9 protein-coding genes and 1 pseudogene are annotated in these 13,992 nt (G+C 70.9%); 1 reads left to right on the top strand and 9 read right to left on the bottom strand.

Features of this window, described 5'->3' with window-relative positions:
- Nucleotides 1-67: 67 nt before the first annotated feature.
- The 7 genes and pseudogenes from OG322_RS10595 to OG322_RS10565 all read right to left on the bottom strand — a co-directional run bounded on the left by OG322_RS10595 (nucleotide 68) and on the right by OG322_RS10565 (nucleotide 9,169).
- The gene (locus tag OG322_RS10595) at nucleotides 68-3,883 is read right to left on the bottom strand and encodes a multifunctional oxoglutarate decarboxylase/oxoglutarate dehydrogenase thiamine pyrophosphate-binding subunit/dihydrolipoyllysine-residue succinyltransferase subunit (protein ID WP_123461625.1); all 3,816 of its coding nucleotides are present in this window, start codon (nucleotides 3,881-3,883) and stop codon (nucleotides 68-70) included.
- Between the two features lie 258 nt (nucleotides 3,884-4,141).
- On the bottom strand, nucleotides 4,142-5,218 hold the full coding sequence (locus tag OG322_RS10590) for a HAMP domain-containing sensor histidine kinase (RefSeq protein WP_123461626.1): 1,077 nt from the start codon (nucleotides 5,216-5,218) through the stop codon (nucleotides 4,142-4,144).
- Nucleotides 5,215-5,952: a response regulator transcription factor gene (locus tag OG322_RS10585; RefSeq protein ID WP_018521091.1), complete on the bottom strand. Its 738-nt coding sequence runs from the start codon at nucleotides 5,950-5,952 to the stop codon at nucleotides 5,215-5,217. Before OG322_RS10585 ends, OG322_RS10590 begins: the two co-directional genes overlap by 4 nt.
- A 235-nt stretch (nucleotides 5,953-6,187) precedes the next feature.
- Nucleotides 6,188-6,880 (bottom strand): spermidine synthase, encoded by a 693-nt coding sequence (locus OG322_RS10580; protein WP_123461627.1) that lies wholly within the window; start codon nucleotides 6,878-6,880, stop codon nucleotides 6,188-6,190.
- Between the two features lie 519 nt (nucleotides 6,881-7,399).
- A pseudogene (locus OG322_RS10575) lies at nucleotides 7,400-7,616 on the bottom strand (RNA polymerase sigma factor); the annotation flags it as partial.
- 103 nt (nucleotides 7,617-7,719) lie between these two features.
- The gene (locus tag OG322_RS10570) at nucleotides 7,720-8,538 is read right to left on the bottom strand and encodes a nucleotidyltransferase domain-containing protein (protein ID WP_329306341.1); all 819 of its coding nucleotides are present in this window, start codon (nucleotides 8,536-8,538) and stop codon (nucleotides 7,720-7,722) included.
- Between the two features lie 49 nt (nucleotides 8,539-8,587).
- A complete protein-coding gene (locus tag OG322_RS10565; protein ID WP_266410959.1) occupies nucleotides 8,588-9,169 on the bottom strand; it encodes an isochorismatase family protein in 582 nt (193 codons plus the stop codon).
- Between the two features lie 234 nt (nucleotides 9,170-9,403).
- Between OG322_RS10565 and lon the strand changes: the two genes are divergently transcribed.
- The gene (lon, locus tag OG322_RS10560) at nucleotides 9,404-11,830 is read left to right on the top strand and encodes an endopeptidase La (RefSeq protein WP_329306340.1); all 2,427 of its coding nucleotides are present in this window, start codon (nucleotides 9,404-9,406) and stop codon (nucleotides 11,828-11,830) included.
- Between the two features lie 155 nt (nucleotides 11,831-11,985).
- On the opposite strand, the gene OG322_RS10555 is transcribed toward lon, so the two are convergent.
- Nucleotides 11,986-12,666, bottom strand: a complete 681-nt coding sequence (locus OG322_RS10555) for a polysaccharide deacetylase family protein (RefSeq protein WP_123462471.1) — start codon at nucleotides 12,664-12,666, stop codon at nucleotides 11,986-11,988.
- A gap of 298 nt (nucleotides 12,667-12,964) precedes the next feature.
- Complete coding sequence (locus OG322_RS10550; RefSeq protein WP_123461630.1) at nucleotides 12,965-13,819, bottom strand: lysozyme; 855 nt, start codon at nucleotides 13,817-13,819, stop codon at nucleotides 12,965-12,967.
- Nucleotides 13,820-13,992: the final 173 nt, after the last annotated feature.

Genomic DNA, 13,992 nt, shown 5'->3' with positions numbered 1-13,992 from the left:
GACAACACCGAGGGCCCGGCACCGCGATCGTCTCGCGGTACCGGGCCCCCGGTTCATGAGGTGCCGGTCAGGCCTCGAAGACCTCGTCGGCCAGCTGGGCCTGCTCGGCCTGGTGACGCTTGGCCGAGCCGACCGCGGGGGACGAGCCGCGCGGCCGCGAGATGCGGCGCAGGCGCTCACCGTGCGGGACGTCGGCGCCGACGGCCAGATCCAGGTGGTCGATCAGGTTCAGGGCGATGAACGGCCAGGCACCCTGGTTGGCCGGCTCCTCCTGGGCCCACAGGTACTTCTCGGCGTTCGGGTACTTGGCGATCTCCGCCTGGAGCTCGGCACCCGGCAGCGGGTACAGGCGCTCAAGACGGATGATCGCGGTGTCCGTGACGCCGCGCTTCTCGCGCTCGGCCTCCAGGTCGTAGTAGACCTTGCCGGCGCAGAAGACGACCTTGCGGACCGCGTTCGGGTCGACCGACTCGTCGCCGATCACCGGACGGAAGCCGCCGGTGGTGAACTCCTCCACCTTCGACGCGGCCGCCTTCAGCCGGAGCATCGACTTCGGGGTGAAGACGATGAGCGGCTTGTGGTGCGGGTTGTGTACCTGCCACCGCAGGAGGTGGAAGTAGTTCGACGGCAGCGTCGGCATGGCGACCGTCATGTTGTCCTGCGCGCACATCTGGAGGAAGCGCTCCGGGCGGGCGGACGAGTGGTCCGGACCCTGGCCCTCGTAGCCGTGCGGCAGCAGCAGCGTGACGCCGGAGGTCTGGCCCCACTTCTGCTCGGCCGAGGAGATGAACTCGTCCACGACGGTCTGCGCGCCGTTGACGAAGTCACCGAACTGGGCCTCCCAGATGACCAGCGACTCCGGGCGGGCCAGCGAGTAGCCGTACTCGAAGCCCATCGCCGCGTACTCGCTGAGCAGCGAGTCGTAGACGTTGTACCGGGCCTGGTCCTCGGAGAGGTAGAGCAGCGGGGTGTAGTCCTCGCCGGTCTTCTGGTCGACGAGCACCGCGTGCCGCTGGCCGAACGTGCCGCGGCGGGTGTCCTGGCCGGCGAGCCGGACCGGGGTGCCCTCCATCAGCAGCGATCCGATGGCCAGCGTCTCGCCCATGCCCCAGTCGATGGTGCCGTTGTCCACCGAGGCGGCGCGGCGCTGCATCTGCGGCATCAGGCGCGGATGGACGGTGATCCCGTCGGGGATGTTGACCTGCGACTCGGCGATCAGCTTCACGACCTCCGAGGACACCGCGGTGGTCACGGCCACCGGGAACTCGGCCTGGACGTCCGGGACATGCGGCTGGGACGGCGCGGAGGTGGCTTCGCGGACCTCCGCGAAGACCTTCTCCAGCTGGCCCTGGAAGTCCTGGAGCGCCTGCTCGGCCTCCTCCAGCGTGATGTCGCCGCGACCGATGAGGGACTCGGTGTAGAGCTTGCGCACCGAGCGCTTCTTGTCGATCAGCGTGTACATCTGCGGGTTGGTGAACTCCGGGTTGTCGCCCTCGTTGTGACCGCGGCGGCGGTAGCAGATGAGGTCGATGACGACGTCCTTGTTGAATGTCTGCCGGTACTCGAAGGCGAGCCGCGCGACGCGGACCACGGCCTCCGGGTCGTCACCGTTGACATGGATGATCGGCGCCTCGATCATGCGCGCGACGTCCGTCGCGTACATCGAGGAGCGTGAAGCCTCCGGGGCGGCGGTGAAGCCGACCTGGTTGTTGATCACCACGTGCACCGTGCCACCGGTGCGGTAACCGCGCAGCTGCGACATGTTGAGCGTCTCGGCGACGACGCCCTGGCCCGCGAAGGCCGCGTCGCCGTGGAGTGCGACCGGCAGGACCGTGAAGTCCGTGCCCGCCTTGTTGATGATGTCCTGCTTGGCGCGGGCGATGCCCTCCAGGACCGGGTCGACCGCCTCCAGGTGCGAGGGGTTGGCGGCCAGCGAGACCTTGATCTGCTCGCCGTCCAGACCGGTGAAGGTGCCCTCGGCGCCCAGGTGGTACTTGACGTCGCCGGAGCCGTGCATCGAGCGGGGGTCGAGGTTGCCCTCGAACTCCCGGAAGATCTGCGCGTACGACTTGCCGACGATGTTCGCCAGCACGTTCAGCCGGCCGCGGTGGGCCATGCCGATGACGACCTCGTCGAGGCGCGCCTCGGCCGCGGAGTCGATGACCGCGTCGAGCAGCGGGATGACGGACTCGCCGCCCTCCAGCGAGAACCGCTTCTGGCCGACGTACTTGGTCTGCAGGAACGTCTCGAACGCCTCGGCGGCGTTGAGCCGGCGCAGGATCCGCAGCTGCTCCTCGCGCTCCGGTGCGGGGCGCGGACGCTCCACCCGGTCCTGGAGCCACTTGCGCTCCTTCGGGTCCTGGATGTGCATGAACTCGATGCCGGTGGTGCGGCAGTACGACTCACGCAGCACGCCGAGGATGTCGCGGAGCTTCATCAGGGTCTGCCCGGCGAAGCCGCCGACCGCGAAGTCCCGCTCCAGGTCCCACAGGGTGAGGCCGTGCTCGGTGATGTCCAGGTCGGGGTGCTTGCGCTGGCGGTACTCCAGCGGGTCGGTGTCGGCCATGACGTGGCCGCGGACCCGGTAGGAGTGGATCAGCTCGAAGACCCGCGCGGCCTTGGTGACGTCGTCGTCGTGCGAGGCGTCGATGTCCTTGAGCCAGCGGACCGGCTCGTAGGGGATGCGGAGCGCCTTGAAGATCTCGTCGTAGAAGTCGTTCTCGCCGAGCAGCAGCTGGCTGAGGATCCGAAGGAACTCGCCGGAGGCGGCGCCCTGGATGACCCGGTGGTCGTACGTCGAGGTCAGGGTCATGACCTTCGAGATACCGAGCTTGTTCAGGGTGTCCTGCGACGTGCCCTGGAACTCCGCCGGGTAGTCCATCGCGCCGACACCCATGATGAGGCCCTGTCCGGGCATCAGGCGGGGCACCGAGTGAACGGTGCCGATGCCGCCGGGGTTGGTCAGCGAGGCGGTGACACCGGTGAAGTCGTCCATCCCGAGTTTGCCGTTGCGGGCCCGGCGGACGATGTCCTCGTAGGCCTGCCAGAACTCGAAGAAGTTGAGCGTCTCGGCCTGCTTGATGGCCGCGACGACCAGCTGGCGGTCGCCGTTCGGCTTCACCAGGTCGATGGCCAGGCCGAGGTTGACGTGCTCCGGCTTGACCAGGGTCGGCTTGCCGTCCTTCTGGGCGAAGGAGTAGTTCATCGCCGGCATGGCCTTGAGGGCCTGCACCATCGCGTACCCGATGAGGTGCGTGAAGGAGATCTTCCCGCCCCGGGCGCGCTTGAGGTGGTTGTTGATGACGATGCGGTTGTCGAAGAGCAGCTTCACCGGGACGGCGCGCACGGACGTGGCCGTCGGCAGCTCCAGCGAGGCGTTCATGTTCTTCGCGACCGCGGCCGAGGGGCCGCGCAGCGTCACGTACTCCGGTCCGGCCGGGGCCTCGGTGGCCGGAGCGGCGGCGGCCTTCGCGGCCGGAGCCGGGGCGGCCTTCGCCGGAGCTGCCGGAGCCGCCGGGGCGGGTGCGGCCGGGGAGGGCGCCGGGGCGGCGGGTGCGGCCGGGGCCTGGGCCACGGGCTGCGCCGGCGCGGCCGGGGCGGTGTGGTTGGTGGCGGTCGGTGCGGTCACGGCCGGGGCCGTCGGCGCCGCGGCCCCCGCGGCTGCAACGCCGGGAACGGGCTTGTCCGCCGTGCCGGAAGTGCCCGGCTTGTAGTCGGCGAAGAAGTCCCACCAGGCGCGATCGACCGAACTGGGATCCTGGAGGTACTGCTGGTAGATCTCGTCGACGAGCCACTCATTGGGTCCGAAAGCAGCAGCCGGGTTCGAACCCGGGCTGGCTTGGTCGGTCGAGATGCTCGAGTTACTGGGGGACTGAGACGACACGGCGGCAACCGCCCTCTTCCGCTTCACAAAGGTGGTGGACAGCGGAAATCAAGGCTACGCCTCCCGGACCGTTCCATGCGGACCGGGCCGGTCTTCGTCGTGCAAGTCACATCGAAAGTCGGGTTTCGGCGCAGGAAATGGCGGGAAACAAGCTTGGTTCCGCATTGCTCCGGGTACGCGAGACCGCACTTACGGCCCCTTGGACCGTACCCCTTGAACAGGACGCGCAGAACGCGCCCTTCCGGTTCGAACCCTATGTCAACCGCGCGGTTGATGGGTCCCCGGAAGAGTGACGCGGATACGGCATCCGCGAGCTGATTCGGCCACACCGATCCGTCCGCCGTGCAGATCCACCGCCCAGCGGGCGATCGCCAGGCCCAGCCCCGTACCGCCGTCGCTGCCCGGACCGTGCGGAGACGTCACCTCGCCCCGGTTGAAACGCTCGAAGACCCGGTGCCGCTCGGACTCCGGAATGCCGGGGCCCTCGTCGAGGACCTCCAGATCCAGTGACTCCGGCTGCGCCCCGCGCCGCGCGAGCACCGTGACCCGGCCGTGCGGCGGGCTGTGCTTCACCGCGTTGTCGATCAGGTTCGCCACCACCTGGTGCAGCCGCTCCGCGTCCGCGTGCGCGGTCAGCTCCGGCGGCGACACGTCCAGATGCAGATGGACGTCCTTGCGGGTGGAGTTGCCGGAGCCGGAGGACAGCCGGCTCCGGCCGGAGGCGAGGTTCGCCTCCTTCAGCACCCCCGACAGATACGGCCACACCTCGAAACGGCCGGCCTTCAGTGTCACCACGCCGTTGTCCAGCCGGGACAGGTCCAGCAGCGTCTCCACCAGCCGGCCGAGCCGCTCGGTCTGTTTGAGGGCCGTGCGCATCGTCTCCGGATCGGCCGAGGAGACCCCGTCCACGACGTTCTCCAGCACGGCTCTCAGCGCCGCGATGGGGGTGCGCAGCTCGTGTGAGACATTGGCCACCAGCTCCTTGCGGTGCCGGTCCACGGCCTCCAGATCGTCCGCCATCAGGTTGATCGTCTGTGCCAGGTCGCCCAGCTCGTCACGCCGGTCGGCGCCGCTCACCCGTCTGGTGTAGTCGCCGTGCGAGATCGACCGGGCCACCGCCCTCATCTCGTCCAGCGGCGCGGTCAGACCGTGCGCCACGAACTGGGTGATCAGCAGCGTCGCGATGACCGAGAACACCGTGATGAACCGAAGCTCGGTACGGGTGCGCAGGGCCACCATCAGCAGCCCGGTCGTGATGAACACCGAGACCACGACGAGGGTGCCCAGCTTGGCCTTGATCGAGAACGGCCGCAGCCCCGGTCCGGGCGCGGTCATGGCGCGGGAGTCTCCAGGGCGTAACCGACACCGTGCACGGTACGGATCCGCTCCGCGCCGATCTTCCGGCGCAGCGCCTTGATGTGGCTGTCGACGGTCCGGGTGCCCGAGGCGTCCGCCCAGTCCCAGACCTCGGCCAGCAGCTGCTCCCGGGAGAGCACCGCGCGCGGCGTGTTGGCCAGGCAGACCAGCAGGTCGAACTCGGTCGGCGTCAGATGGACGTCGTCCGCCCGCACCCGCACCCGGCGCTGCGCGTGGTCGATCTCCAGCTCACCGAGGCGCAGTATGCCGCTGCGCGGCGTCACGGCGGCCAGCGCGGCCCGCTCGACCCGGCGCAGCAGGACGTGCACCCGGGCCGCCAGCTCACGCATGGAGAACGGCTTGGTCATGTAGTCGTCGGCGCCGACCCCGAGGCCGACGAGCATGTCGGTCTCGTCGTCCCGGGCGGTCAGCATCAGCACCGGCACCGGGCGCTGGGCCTGCACCCTGCGGCAGACCTCCAGCCCGTCGAAACCGGGAAGCATGATGTCGAGCACCATCAGATCCGGCTGCCAGGCCTCGGCCGCGTCCACGGCCGCCGGGCCGTCGAGCGCGGTCTGCACCAGGAAGCCCTCGGCCCGCAGCCGGGCGGAAATGGCATCGACGATCGTCGCGTCGTCCTCGACCACCAGCACCCGGCGCTGTGCGCCCGGGGTGGCCGCGACACCGGTCTGGGTGGTGTGTGTCTGTTCCATCGCCCCGCCCCTGCCCGTTCTCACGGGGGCCATTCCCCCGGACGCACGGATATCGCTTGTGAATTTCGCGGGAGATCCCGTTATCGGTCAGCAGCGTAAAGGCAGCGGGCGGCTCCCGGCTACGCAGGGTGCAAGGGCGCGGGAGTGCGCGGGCCGCGCGAAAGAGGCGGAGTGTCGCTCTTGTGGCGCTTGGCCCCCGGGAGTCCCAGGGGCCCGCATACCCGGCGGGGGGATCTCAGGCCGCACGAATTGCGAGATGGACCACGTCCGGTACACCTCGGGCAACGCCTACCTCTTCGGTCCGAACCCCATGGAATCCGGCATCGCGCAAGGCTTGTTCGAACTTCTCGGACGGCTGCGCGGACCACACCGCGAGCACCCCGCCCGGGGTGAGCCGCTGGCGGCAGTCGGCGAGACCGGCGGGGGAGTAGAGGTTCCCGTTGTCCTCGGTGACCGTCCAGTCCGGCCCGTTGTCGATGTCCAGACACAGTGCGTCGTAACGTTCCGTAGCCGTACGGAGATGGGCGACGAGATCCGTCGTCAGGACCGCGGTCCGCGGATCGGCGAGCGCCGCCCCCGAGATCCCGGCCAGTGGTCCGTCCAGGTGCCAGTCCACGATGGCCCGCTCCCGCTCCACCACCGCGATCCGGCCCCAGCGCGGCTCGGCGGCGGCCCGCGCGAGCGAGAACCCGACCCCGAGCCCGCCGATGAGCACCGCCGGGGCCGGCCGTCCGGCGGGCAGCGCGGCGAGTGCGGCGTCGATCAGCAGCCGCTCGGAGCGCCCGTCCGAGGTGTCCATCAGGAAGCACCCGTTGGCGATGATCTCGAAGTCGTCACCCCGCCGGCGCAGGACGACCTCCCCGTACGGTCCCTCGCGGCGGTCAAGGGTGACGGGGGCGAGGGCGTCGGGGCCGTAGGCGTGCTGCATGGCGCGGGTCTCCGGTGGTTTGGTCGGCGGGTGGGTCACCGCCGGTCGGTGTCCCGGCCATCCTGGCCCGCCCGGCCGCGTCGGGGCCAGCGGATTGCCCGATCGGGCACCGGCCGGTCCCGTCCGGGACACAACCGGTCAGCCGTGTTCGGGGCGGGCCCCGCGCACCGCGAACAGCGCCGCGCCCGCCCCGTACGCGAGCAGCGCCACCGTCCACGCCCCGGCCTGCGGTCCCGGCTGACATCGGCCTGGCCCCTCGAACCGCTCCGCGCTCCGGCCACGACTGCCCCTCCTCTATATCCGCTCCCGCGGCCTCCCTCTCACCGCCGCCGCGCTGGCCTGCGTCGTTGTGCTCTCGGCCTGGGCCGCCGACTGGCTTGAGGACCGGCCGGACTTCAACCACACCGCCCGCGTCCCGGTCCTCGTGCTGGGGGGAGAGAGCCGGCGGTGGCGTGCACAGGACGGGCACCTTTGACGCGGCGCGACTCGTGCGCCTGGCCAGATGGCGTCCGAGCCAGGCGAGGCGGGCGGCGATCACCCGGCGCCAGCCGCCCGCCTCGGCGCCCCGGTGCGAACCGGCCGAGCGCCAGGCCGTGACGAAGGTGTCCTGAAGTACCTCCCGCACGGTCTCGGGGTCGGCGCACCGCCGGTTCAGCCGGGCCGGCAGCCAGCCGGCGTGCCGGTCGTGGAGAGCGGCCAGGGCCGTCGTGTCCCCCTGTGCGACGGCACGCAGCAGCGCCTCGTCGGTCCGGTCGTCCCTCGCGGGCGCAGCAAGTGGCTCACAGCTCCTCTATCGGAGACCGGCCCCCGTTCGGTTCACGGACCGGGCACGGCCGCGGTCAGGGGCGCGGCGCCTTCTCCCCGTGCACCGCGATGTGTTCGGCCGCCAGCCACGGGGCGAGGTCGTCGACGAGCATCGACAGGACGGCCGGGTCGGCGGTCGGTACGCGGCCCGTGCGGGCGGCCAGCCGCATCTGCCCGGCCCGCTCGGGACGGTGCGGGTAGTAGCGGGCGAAGAGCTCGGCGGACTCGGCCAGATCGCTGGTCCAGCCGCCCCACCGCGGCATCACCAGGGTGAAGCCCGTGCGGACGATCCGACGGGCGACGCCGCGGCTCATGGCGCGGCGTTCGCGGTCCGTGGCGGCCTCCGCCGCCCGCTCGTGCCAGCGCGGGAGCAACAGGCACAGATCGCCGTTGGTCTCACGGGCGAGCAGCGAGGTCGGACGGTAGCGCGGCAGCCGCTCGGCGAGGTCGTCGCCGAGCAGCGGGGTGCACAGGCAGGCGAGGAAGAAGCCCCCGTCATGGCGTTCGAGGTCGCTGAGCAGTGTGCCCGCGCCGGACAGCAGGATCCCGGCCCCGTCGATCGCGTCGAACGACGCGTCGAGTTCCGCCTCGACGGCGTCGGCGTCGGCCCGGTCCGCCCCGGTGGGCCCGGAGCGCAGCGCGAGGAGGAGGTCCAGGTCGGAAACGCCGGGAACGGCCGTGCCGCGCGGAACGCTGCCGTAGAGGTAGGCGCTGTCCAGCCGGGCGGGACCGAAGACCTCGGCGATCCGAGACCGGGCCGCCGCCACGACCGGCGCGAACGGCGCCTGCACCCGGTCCAGCGAGCCCTCCCGCGCGATCGTGCCGTCCTGCGCCAGTCCGCGGTCATCGCTCATGCGGGCACTCTGCCCTGCCGCCGGGCCCGTGCCGAACTCTTTTCCGTCCTCAGCGCACCCGCGGCGGCGCGGCGAACGTGACGTCCGCGGCCGGCACGGTGACCTCGGCGTCGCCGCTGATCGCCCACGCCGCGACCCGGGACACCACGGCGGCCGGGACCGCGGCGCTGATGCCGGGGGCGGCCGGGATGTCCTGCGTGGCGTGGGCGTCGTAGGGGAGAACGACCCGGTGGCCCAGGGCCAGGGCGGTGCGGGCCGTGGCCTGGACGCACATCTCCGACATCACCCCGCACAGGGCGAGCGACTCGACTCCGGCCCCGGTCAGCAGGTCCCCCAGGGACGTGCCCGCGAAGCCGTCGTCCCTCGTCTTGCGGATCACGACCTCCGCGGGACCCTCCCCGACGGGAAGGTGCAGCGCCCAGCCCGGGGTGTGCGGCTCGTCGCCCGAGCCGGGTGCGCCGTCGTTCTGGAGATGGACGACCAGCGCACCGCCGCGGCGCGCCCGTGCGATCAGGTCCGCCGTCCGCCTCAGCAGTCCGGCCGCGCCGGGCACCGCCCTCTCACCGGTCACCCCCGCCTTCTGGACGTCCACGACGATCAGGGCCTGTGCAGGGGGTGCGACATGGTTCATGGCGTCATCCTGTCCGGCACTGCCGCGGCCTTCCACCGGATTTCGCGGGATCTCGCGGACGGAGCACGAGGGGCGGGGACTACGGCAAGCCCGTACGGCGTTGGACACAAGGCGCGGAGGCAGACACGGGGCGGCCGCCGCACGATCGCTCACAGCGAACACCTCCCGGGGAACATTAGGCGGCTCAGGAGCATTGAGTCTTCATAGCTCAACTTGACTGCCGAAGGGGAGATCATGGCTACTGAGTCCAATGCGGTCACACCGCTCACCCTGCCTGTGCTGCCGCTCGACGACGAGGTCGTGCTGCCCGGAATGGTGGTGCCTCTGGACCTGTCCGACAACGACGTGCGCGCCGCGGTGGAGTCCGCCCAGGCCGCGGCCCCCGAGGGCGGCGGCAAGCCCGAGGTGCTGCTCGTTCCGCGCATCGACGGCACCTACACCGGGATCGGTGTCATCGGCACCGTCGAACAGGTCGGACGGCTCTCCGACGGAGACCCCGGCGCGCTCATCCGCGGCCGCGGCCGGGTGCGGATCGGTGCCGGGACCAGTGGACCGGGCGACGCGCTCTGGGTGGAGGGGGCCCGGGTCGACGCATCGGCCCCCGACCAGCTCCCCGGAGCCGCCGCCGAGCTGGCCAAGGAGTACAAGGCACTCGCCACCAGCTGGCTGAAGCAGCGCGGTGCCTGGCAGGTCGTGGACCGGGTCCAGCAGATCGAGGACATCTCCGCGCTCGCCGACAATTCCGGATACTCCCCCTTCCTCACCATCGCCCAGAAGGTGCGGCTGCTGGAGACCGCCGACGCGGTCGCCCGGCTGAAGCTCGCCATCCAGTGGCTGCGCGAACACCTCGCCGAGCAGGACGTCGCCGAGTCCATCGCCAGGGACGTCCAGGAGGGCGTCGACAAGCAGCAGCGCGAGTTCCTGCTGCGGCGCCAGCTCGACGCCGTACGCAAGGAGCTCTCCGAGCTCAACGGTGATCCCGCCTCCGGCGACGAGTCCGACGACTACCGGGCCCGCGTCGAGGCCGCCGATCTTCCCGGGCACGTCCGCGAGGCCGCGCTCAAGGAGGTCGACAAGCTGGAGCGCTCCTCCGACCAGAGTCCCGAGGGCTCCTGGATCAGGACCTGGCTCGACACCGTCCTCGAACTGCCGTGGACCGAGCGGACCGAGGACGCCTACGACATCCGCGGCGCCCAGGAGATCCTCGACGCCGAGCACGCGGGCCTCCAGGACGTGAAGGAGCGCATCACCGAGTACCTCGCGGTGCGCAAGCGGCGGGCCGGCCGCGGTCTGGGCGTCGTCGGCGGGCGGCGCGGCGGCGCGGTGCTGGCCCTGGTCGGACCGCCCGGCGTGGGCAAGACCTCGCTCGGGGAATCCGTGGCGCACGCCATGGGCCGCAAGTTCGTCCGGGTCGCGCTCGGCGGTGTCCGGGACGAGGCGGAGATCCGCGGCCACCGGCGCACCTACGTCGGCGCGCTTCCCGGGCGCATCGTCCGCGCCATCAAGGAGGCCGGTTCGATGAACCCGGTCGTCCTGCTCGACGAGATCGACAAGGTCGGCTCCGACTACCGGGGCGACCCGGCGGCGGCGCTCCTCGAAGTGCTCGACCCGGCCCAGAACCACACCTTCCGCGACCACTACCTGGAGGTCGAACTCGACCTCAGCGATGTCGTCTTCCTGGCCACCGCCAATGTCCTGGAAGCGATCCCGGAGGCCCTGCTCGACCGGATGGAGCTGGTCAGGCTGGACGGCTACACCGAGGACGAGAAGGTCGTCATCGCCCGCGACCACCTCCTCCCGCGCCAGCTGGAGCGGGCCGGTCTGGAGAAGGACGAGGTCACCCTCGACGAGTCGGCCCTGCGCAAGCTGGCCGGCGAGTACACCCGCGAGGCCGGCGTACGGAACCTGGAGCGGGCCGTGGCCCGGCTGCTGCGCAAGGTCGCGGCCCAGCACGAACTGGGTGACCGGGAGCTGCCGTTCACGGTGACCGACGAGGACCTGCGCGGTCTTGTCGGCCGGCCGCACCACGTCCCCGAGTCCGCCCAGGACCCGGCCGAGCGCCGCACCGCGGTGCCGGGCGTGGCCACCGGGCTCGCGGTGACCGGAGCCGGCGGCGACGTGCTCTTCGTTGAGGCGTCGCTCGCCGACCCGGAGACCGGGGCGTCCGGACTGACCCTCACCGGCCAGCTCGGCGACGTCATGAAGGAGTCCGCGCAGATCGCGCTGAGCTTCCTGCGGTCGCACGGTGCGGAGCTGGAACTGCCGGTCGCGGACCTGAAGGACCGCGGTGCGCACATCCACTTCCCGGCGGGCGCCGTGCCCAAGGACGGTCCGAGCGCGGGTATCACGATGACCACCGCACTGGCCTCGCTGCTCTCCGGCCGGCTGGTCCGTACGGATGTGGCGATGACCGGTGAGGTCTCGCTGACCGGACGCGTGCTGCCGATCGGCGGCCTGAAGCAGAAGCTGCTCGCCGCGCACCGGGCCGGGATCACCACCGTGGTGATCCCGAAGCGGAACGAGGCGGATCTGGACGACGTCCCCGCCGAGGTGCTGGACACCCTGGAGGTCCACCCGGTCACCGACGTCCGCCAGGTGCTGGAGATCGCCCTCGCCCCGGCCCTGGCCCGGGCGGAGCGGAGGATCCCGGCCGTCGCGTAGGTGTCACGGAGTGACGGGCGTGGCACCACGGGCGCGGCCGGTACGGACGGCCCGCCTCCCCGGCGACGGGGCGGCGGGCCGTTTCGCGTGCCCGAACGGGCGGACGCACGGGACCGTGAGGCGTGCGGCGGGCGGCCCCGTTCCGCGCGGCCGGCTCAGGGGCGGTAGATCGTGCCGGGGACCGGCTCGGCGGGTGCCATCAGCTGGGGCACCGTCACGAAGGTGTAGCCGCGCTTCTTCAGCTCGTCGATGATGCCGGGCACCGCGGGCACCGAGCCCTTGTAGATGTCGTGCAGCAGGATGATGCCGTCCTTGCTCGCCTGGTCGAGAATCCGCTTCTTGATCAGCGCGGAGTCGGTCGTCGAGTAGTCCTTGGCGGTGGCGCTCCACAGGATCTGGGAGAGCCCCAGGTCCTTGCTGATCTCGGAGACGGTGTCGTCGGTACGGCCCTGCGGCGGGCGCATCAGCCGCGGCTTCTTACCGGTGACCGCCGCTATCGCGTCCTGCGTCTTCTCCAGCTCGGCGCGTATCTGCGCGGGCTTCTTGTCCGTCAGGATCTCGTGCGACCAGGTGTGGTTGGCCACCTCGTGTCCCTCGGCCTCGATCCGGCGGACGGTGTCGGGGTGCTTCTTCACATGGTTCTTGCCCAGCAGGAAGAAGGTCGCGTGGACCTTCTCCTTCTTGAGGATGTCCAGCAGGTGGGGGGTGTCCTCGGCCGGGCCCGCGTCGAACGTCAGGGCTATGCACTTGGCCTTGCGGCAGTCCACTGGGCCGAACGACCCCTTGGAGTCCGAACCGGCGTCGGCGCGTGCGGAGCCGGGGGCGGTGGTCTCCATCGAGCAGCCGCTGAGTGTCAGCGTGAGGGCTGTCACAAGTGCGACGGCCAACCCCGCACCGATCGGCTTCGTCCTACTGGGCACGGCAGGTCACTCCCTAGTGGCTGAACGACGCACAGGGTGTGCGTCCGGGAGGACTATACACATCGTCTATACATGCAGTTTATAGAGGGGTGTCTGTCTCTCCTGAAGGCTGCATGCCTGGTCAGGGGCGTGGAACGGGAAAAACCCGGCGACAGGGTGCGTCACCGGGCTCTCCTGCGGGAACGGTGTGCCGGGCGGCTGCCGGCGCGGTGGCTCAGCCGTTGGCCAGTGCCTGTACACGGTCGAGGGCGCCGTTGAAGTGGCTGTGGTCGCCCACCGTGGGGCCGGACGAGGTGTACTGCCACATCGTGTAGAAGCCCCAGCCGGCCGGGAGCGCGCCGACCGTGGAGTCGTAGCGGGCCACCCAGAGCGGGTTGGTGGTGCCGAAGCCGGCGTTGTTGCCCGTGCAGGTCTGCCACCAGCTCGTCGCGGTGTAGATGACCGCGTCGCGACCGGTGCGCGCCTTGTAGGTGTTCACGAAGTCGCGGATCCAGGAGACCATCGCGGCCGGGGTCTTGCCGAAGCACTGGTCGCCGTACGGATTCCACTCGATGTCCAGTGCGCCCGGCAGCGTCCGGCCGTCCTTGGACCAGCCGCCGCCGTGGTCGACGAAGTAGTTGGCCTGGACGGCGCCGCTCGTCGTGTCCGGGGTGGCGAAGTGGTACGAGCCGCGGATCATCCCGACGTTGTACGAGCCGTTGTACTGCTGGGCGAAGTCCTCGTTCGTGTAGTACGTGCCCTCGGTGGCCTTGACGTAGGCCCACTTGACGCCGCTGCTCCAGAGGGCCGCCCAGTTCACGGCGTTCTGGTGACCGCTGACGTCCACGCCCTCGGTCTGGACGGCGCGGGTGTCGACCGGCAGTCCGCCCCGGCCGTCGTGGGCGGCGACACCCATGCCCATGGTGGCCGAACCCCGGGCGGGCTTCGTGGGGTCTCCGGTGGCCGGGTTGCCCGCGGCGCCGGCGGCGCCGGGCAGGGCGACGAGGAGGGAGAGTGCTGCGAGCAGAGTTCCCGCGGCTGCGAAGCGTGAGCGGCGGGCTGTCTTGGAGCCGGATCTGTGCACGGGCATTGCGTGCCTCCGAGGCCTCAGTGGGGGGATCTGCTGACTCAGGGACCGGCGAACGCACCCCTGATGGGACGACATGGTGTGAACATGCCATGCATGACGCTACGCACGTAGACCCGTGCTGCGGAAGGGGGCCAGGGCGGTGCCGTTGGTCTACTCCTGCGAAATACTGGCGG

It is taken from the genome of Streptomyces sp. NBC_01260 (assembly GCF_036226405.1).
Taxonomy (GTDB): Bacteria; Actinomycetota; Actinomycetes; order Streptomycetales; family Streptomycetaceae; genus Streptomyces; species Streptomyces laculatispora.
This window is presented reverse-complemented; position numbering and strand designations above follow the sequence as displayed.

Bases quoted from the DNA above. Each gene is read 5' to 3' on its own strand.
- OG322_RS10555 (WP_123462471.1), bottom strand. From the start codon at position 12,666: ATGGAGACCACCGCCCCCGGCTCCGCACGCGCCGACGCCGGTTCGGAC.
- OG322_RS10590 (WP_123461626.1), bottom strand. From the start codon at position 5,218: ATGACCGCGCCCGGACCGGGGCTGCGGCCGTTCTCGATCAAGGCCAAG.
- OG322_RS10550 (WP_123461630.1), bottom strand. From the start codon at position 13,819: ATGCCCGTGCACAGATCCGGCTCCAAGACAGCCCGCCGCTCACGCTTC.
- OG322_RS10585 (WP_018521091.1), bottom strand. From the start codon at position 5,952: ATGGAACAGACACACACCACCCAGACCGGTGTCGCGGCCACCCCGGGC.
- OG322_RS10570 (WP_329306341.1), bottom strand. From the start codon at position 8,538: ATGAGCGATGACCGCGGACTGGCGCAGGACGGCACGATCGCGCGGGAG.
- lon (WP_329306340.1), top strand. From the start codon at position 9,404: ATGGCTACTGAGTCCAATGCGGTCACACCGCTCACCCTGCCTGTGCTG.
- OG322_RS10565 (WP_266410959.1), bottom strand. From the start codon at position 9,169: ATGAACCATGTCGCACCCCCTGCACAGGCCCTGATCGTCGTGGACGTC.
- OG322_RS10580 (WP_123461627.1), bottom strand. From the start codon at position 6,880: ATGCAGCACGCCTACGGCCCCGACGCCCTCGCCCCCGTCACCCTTGAC.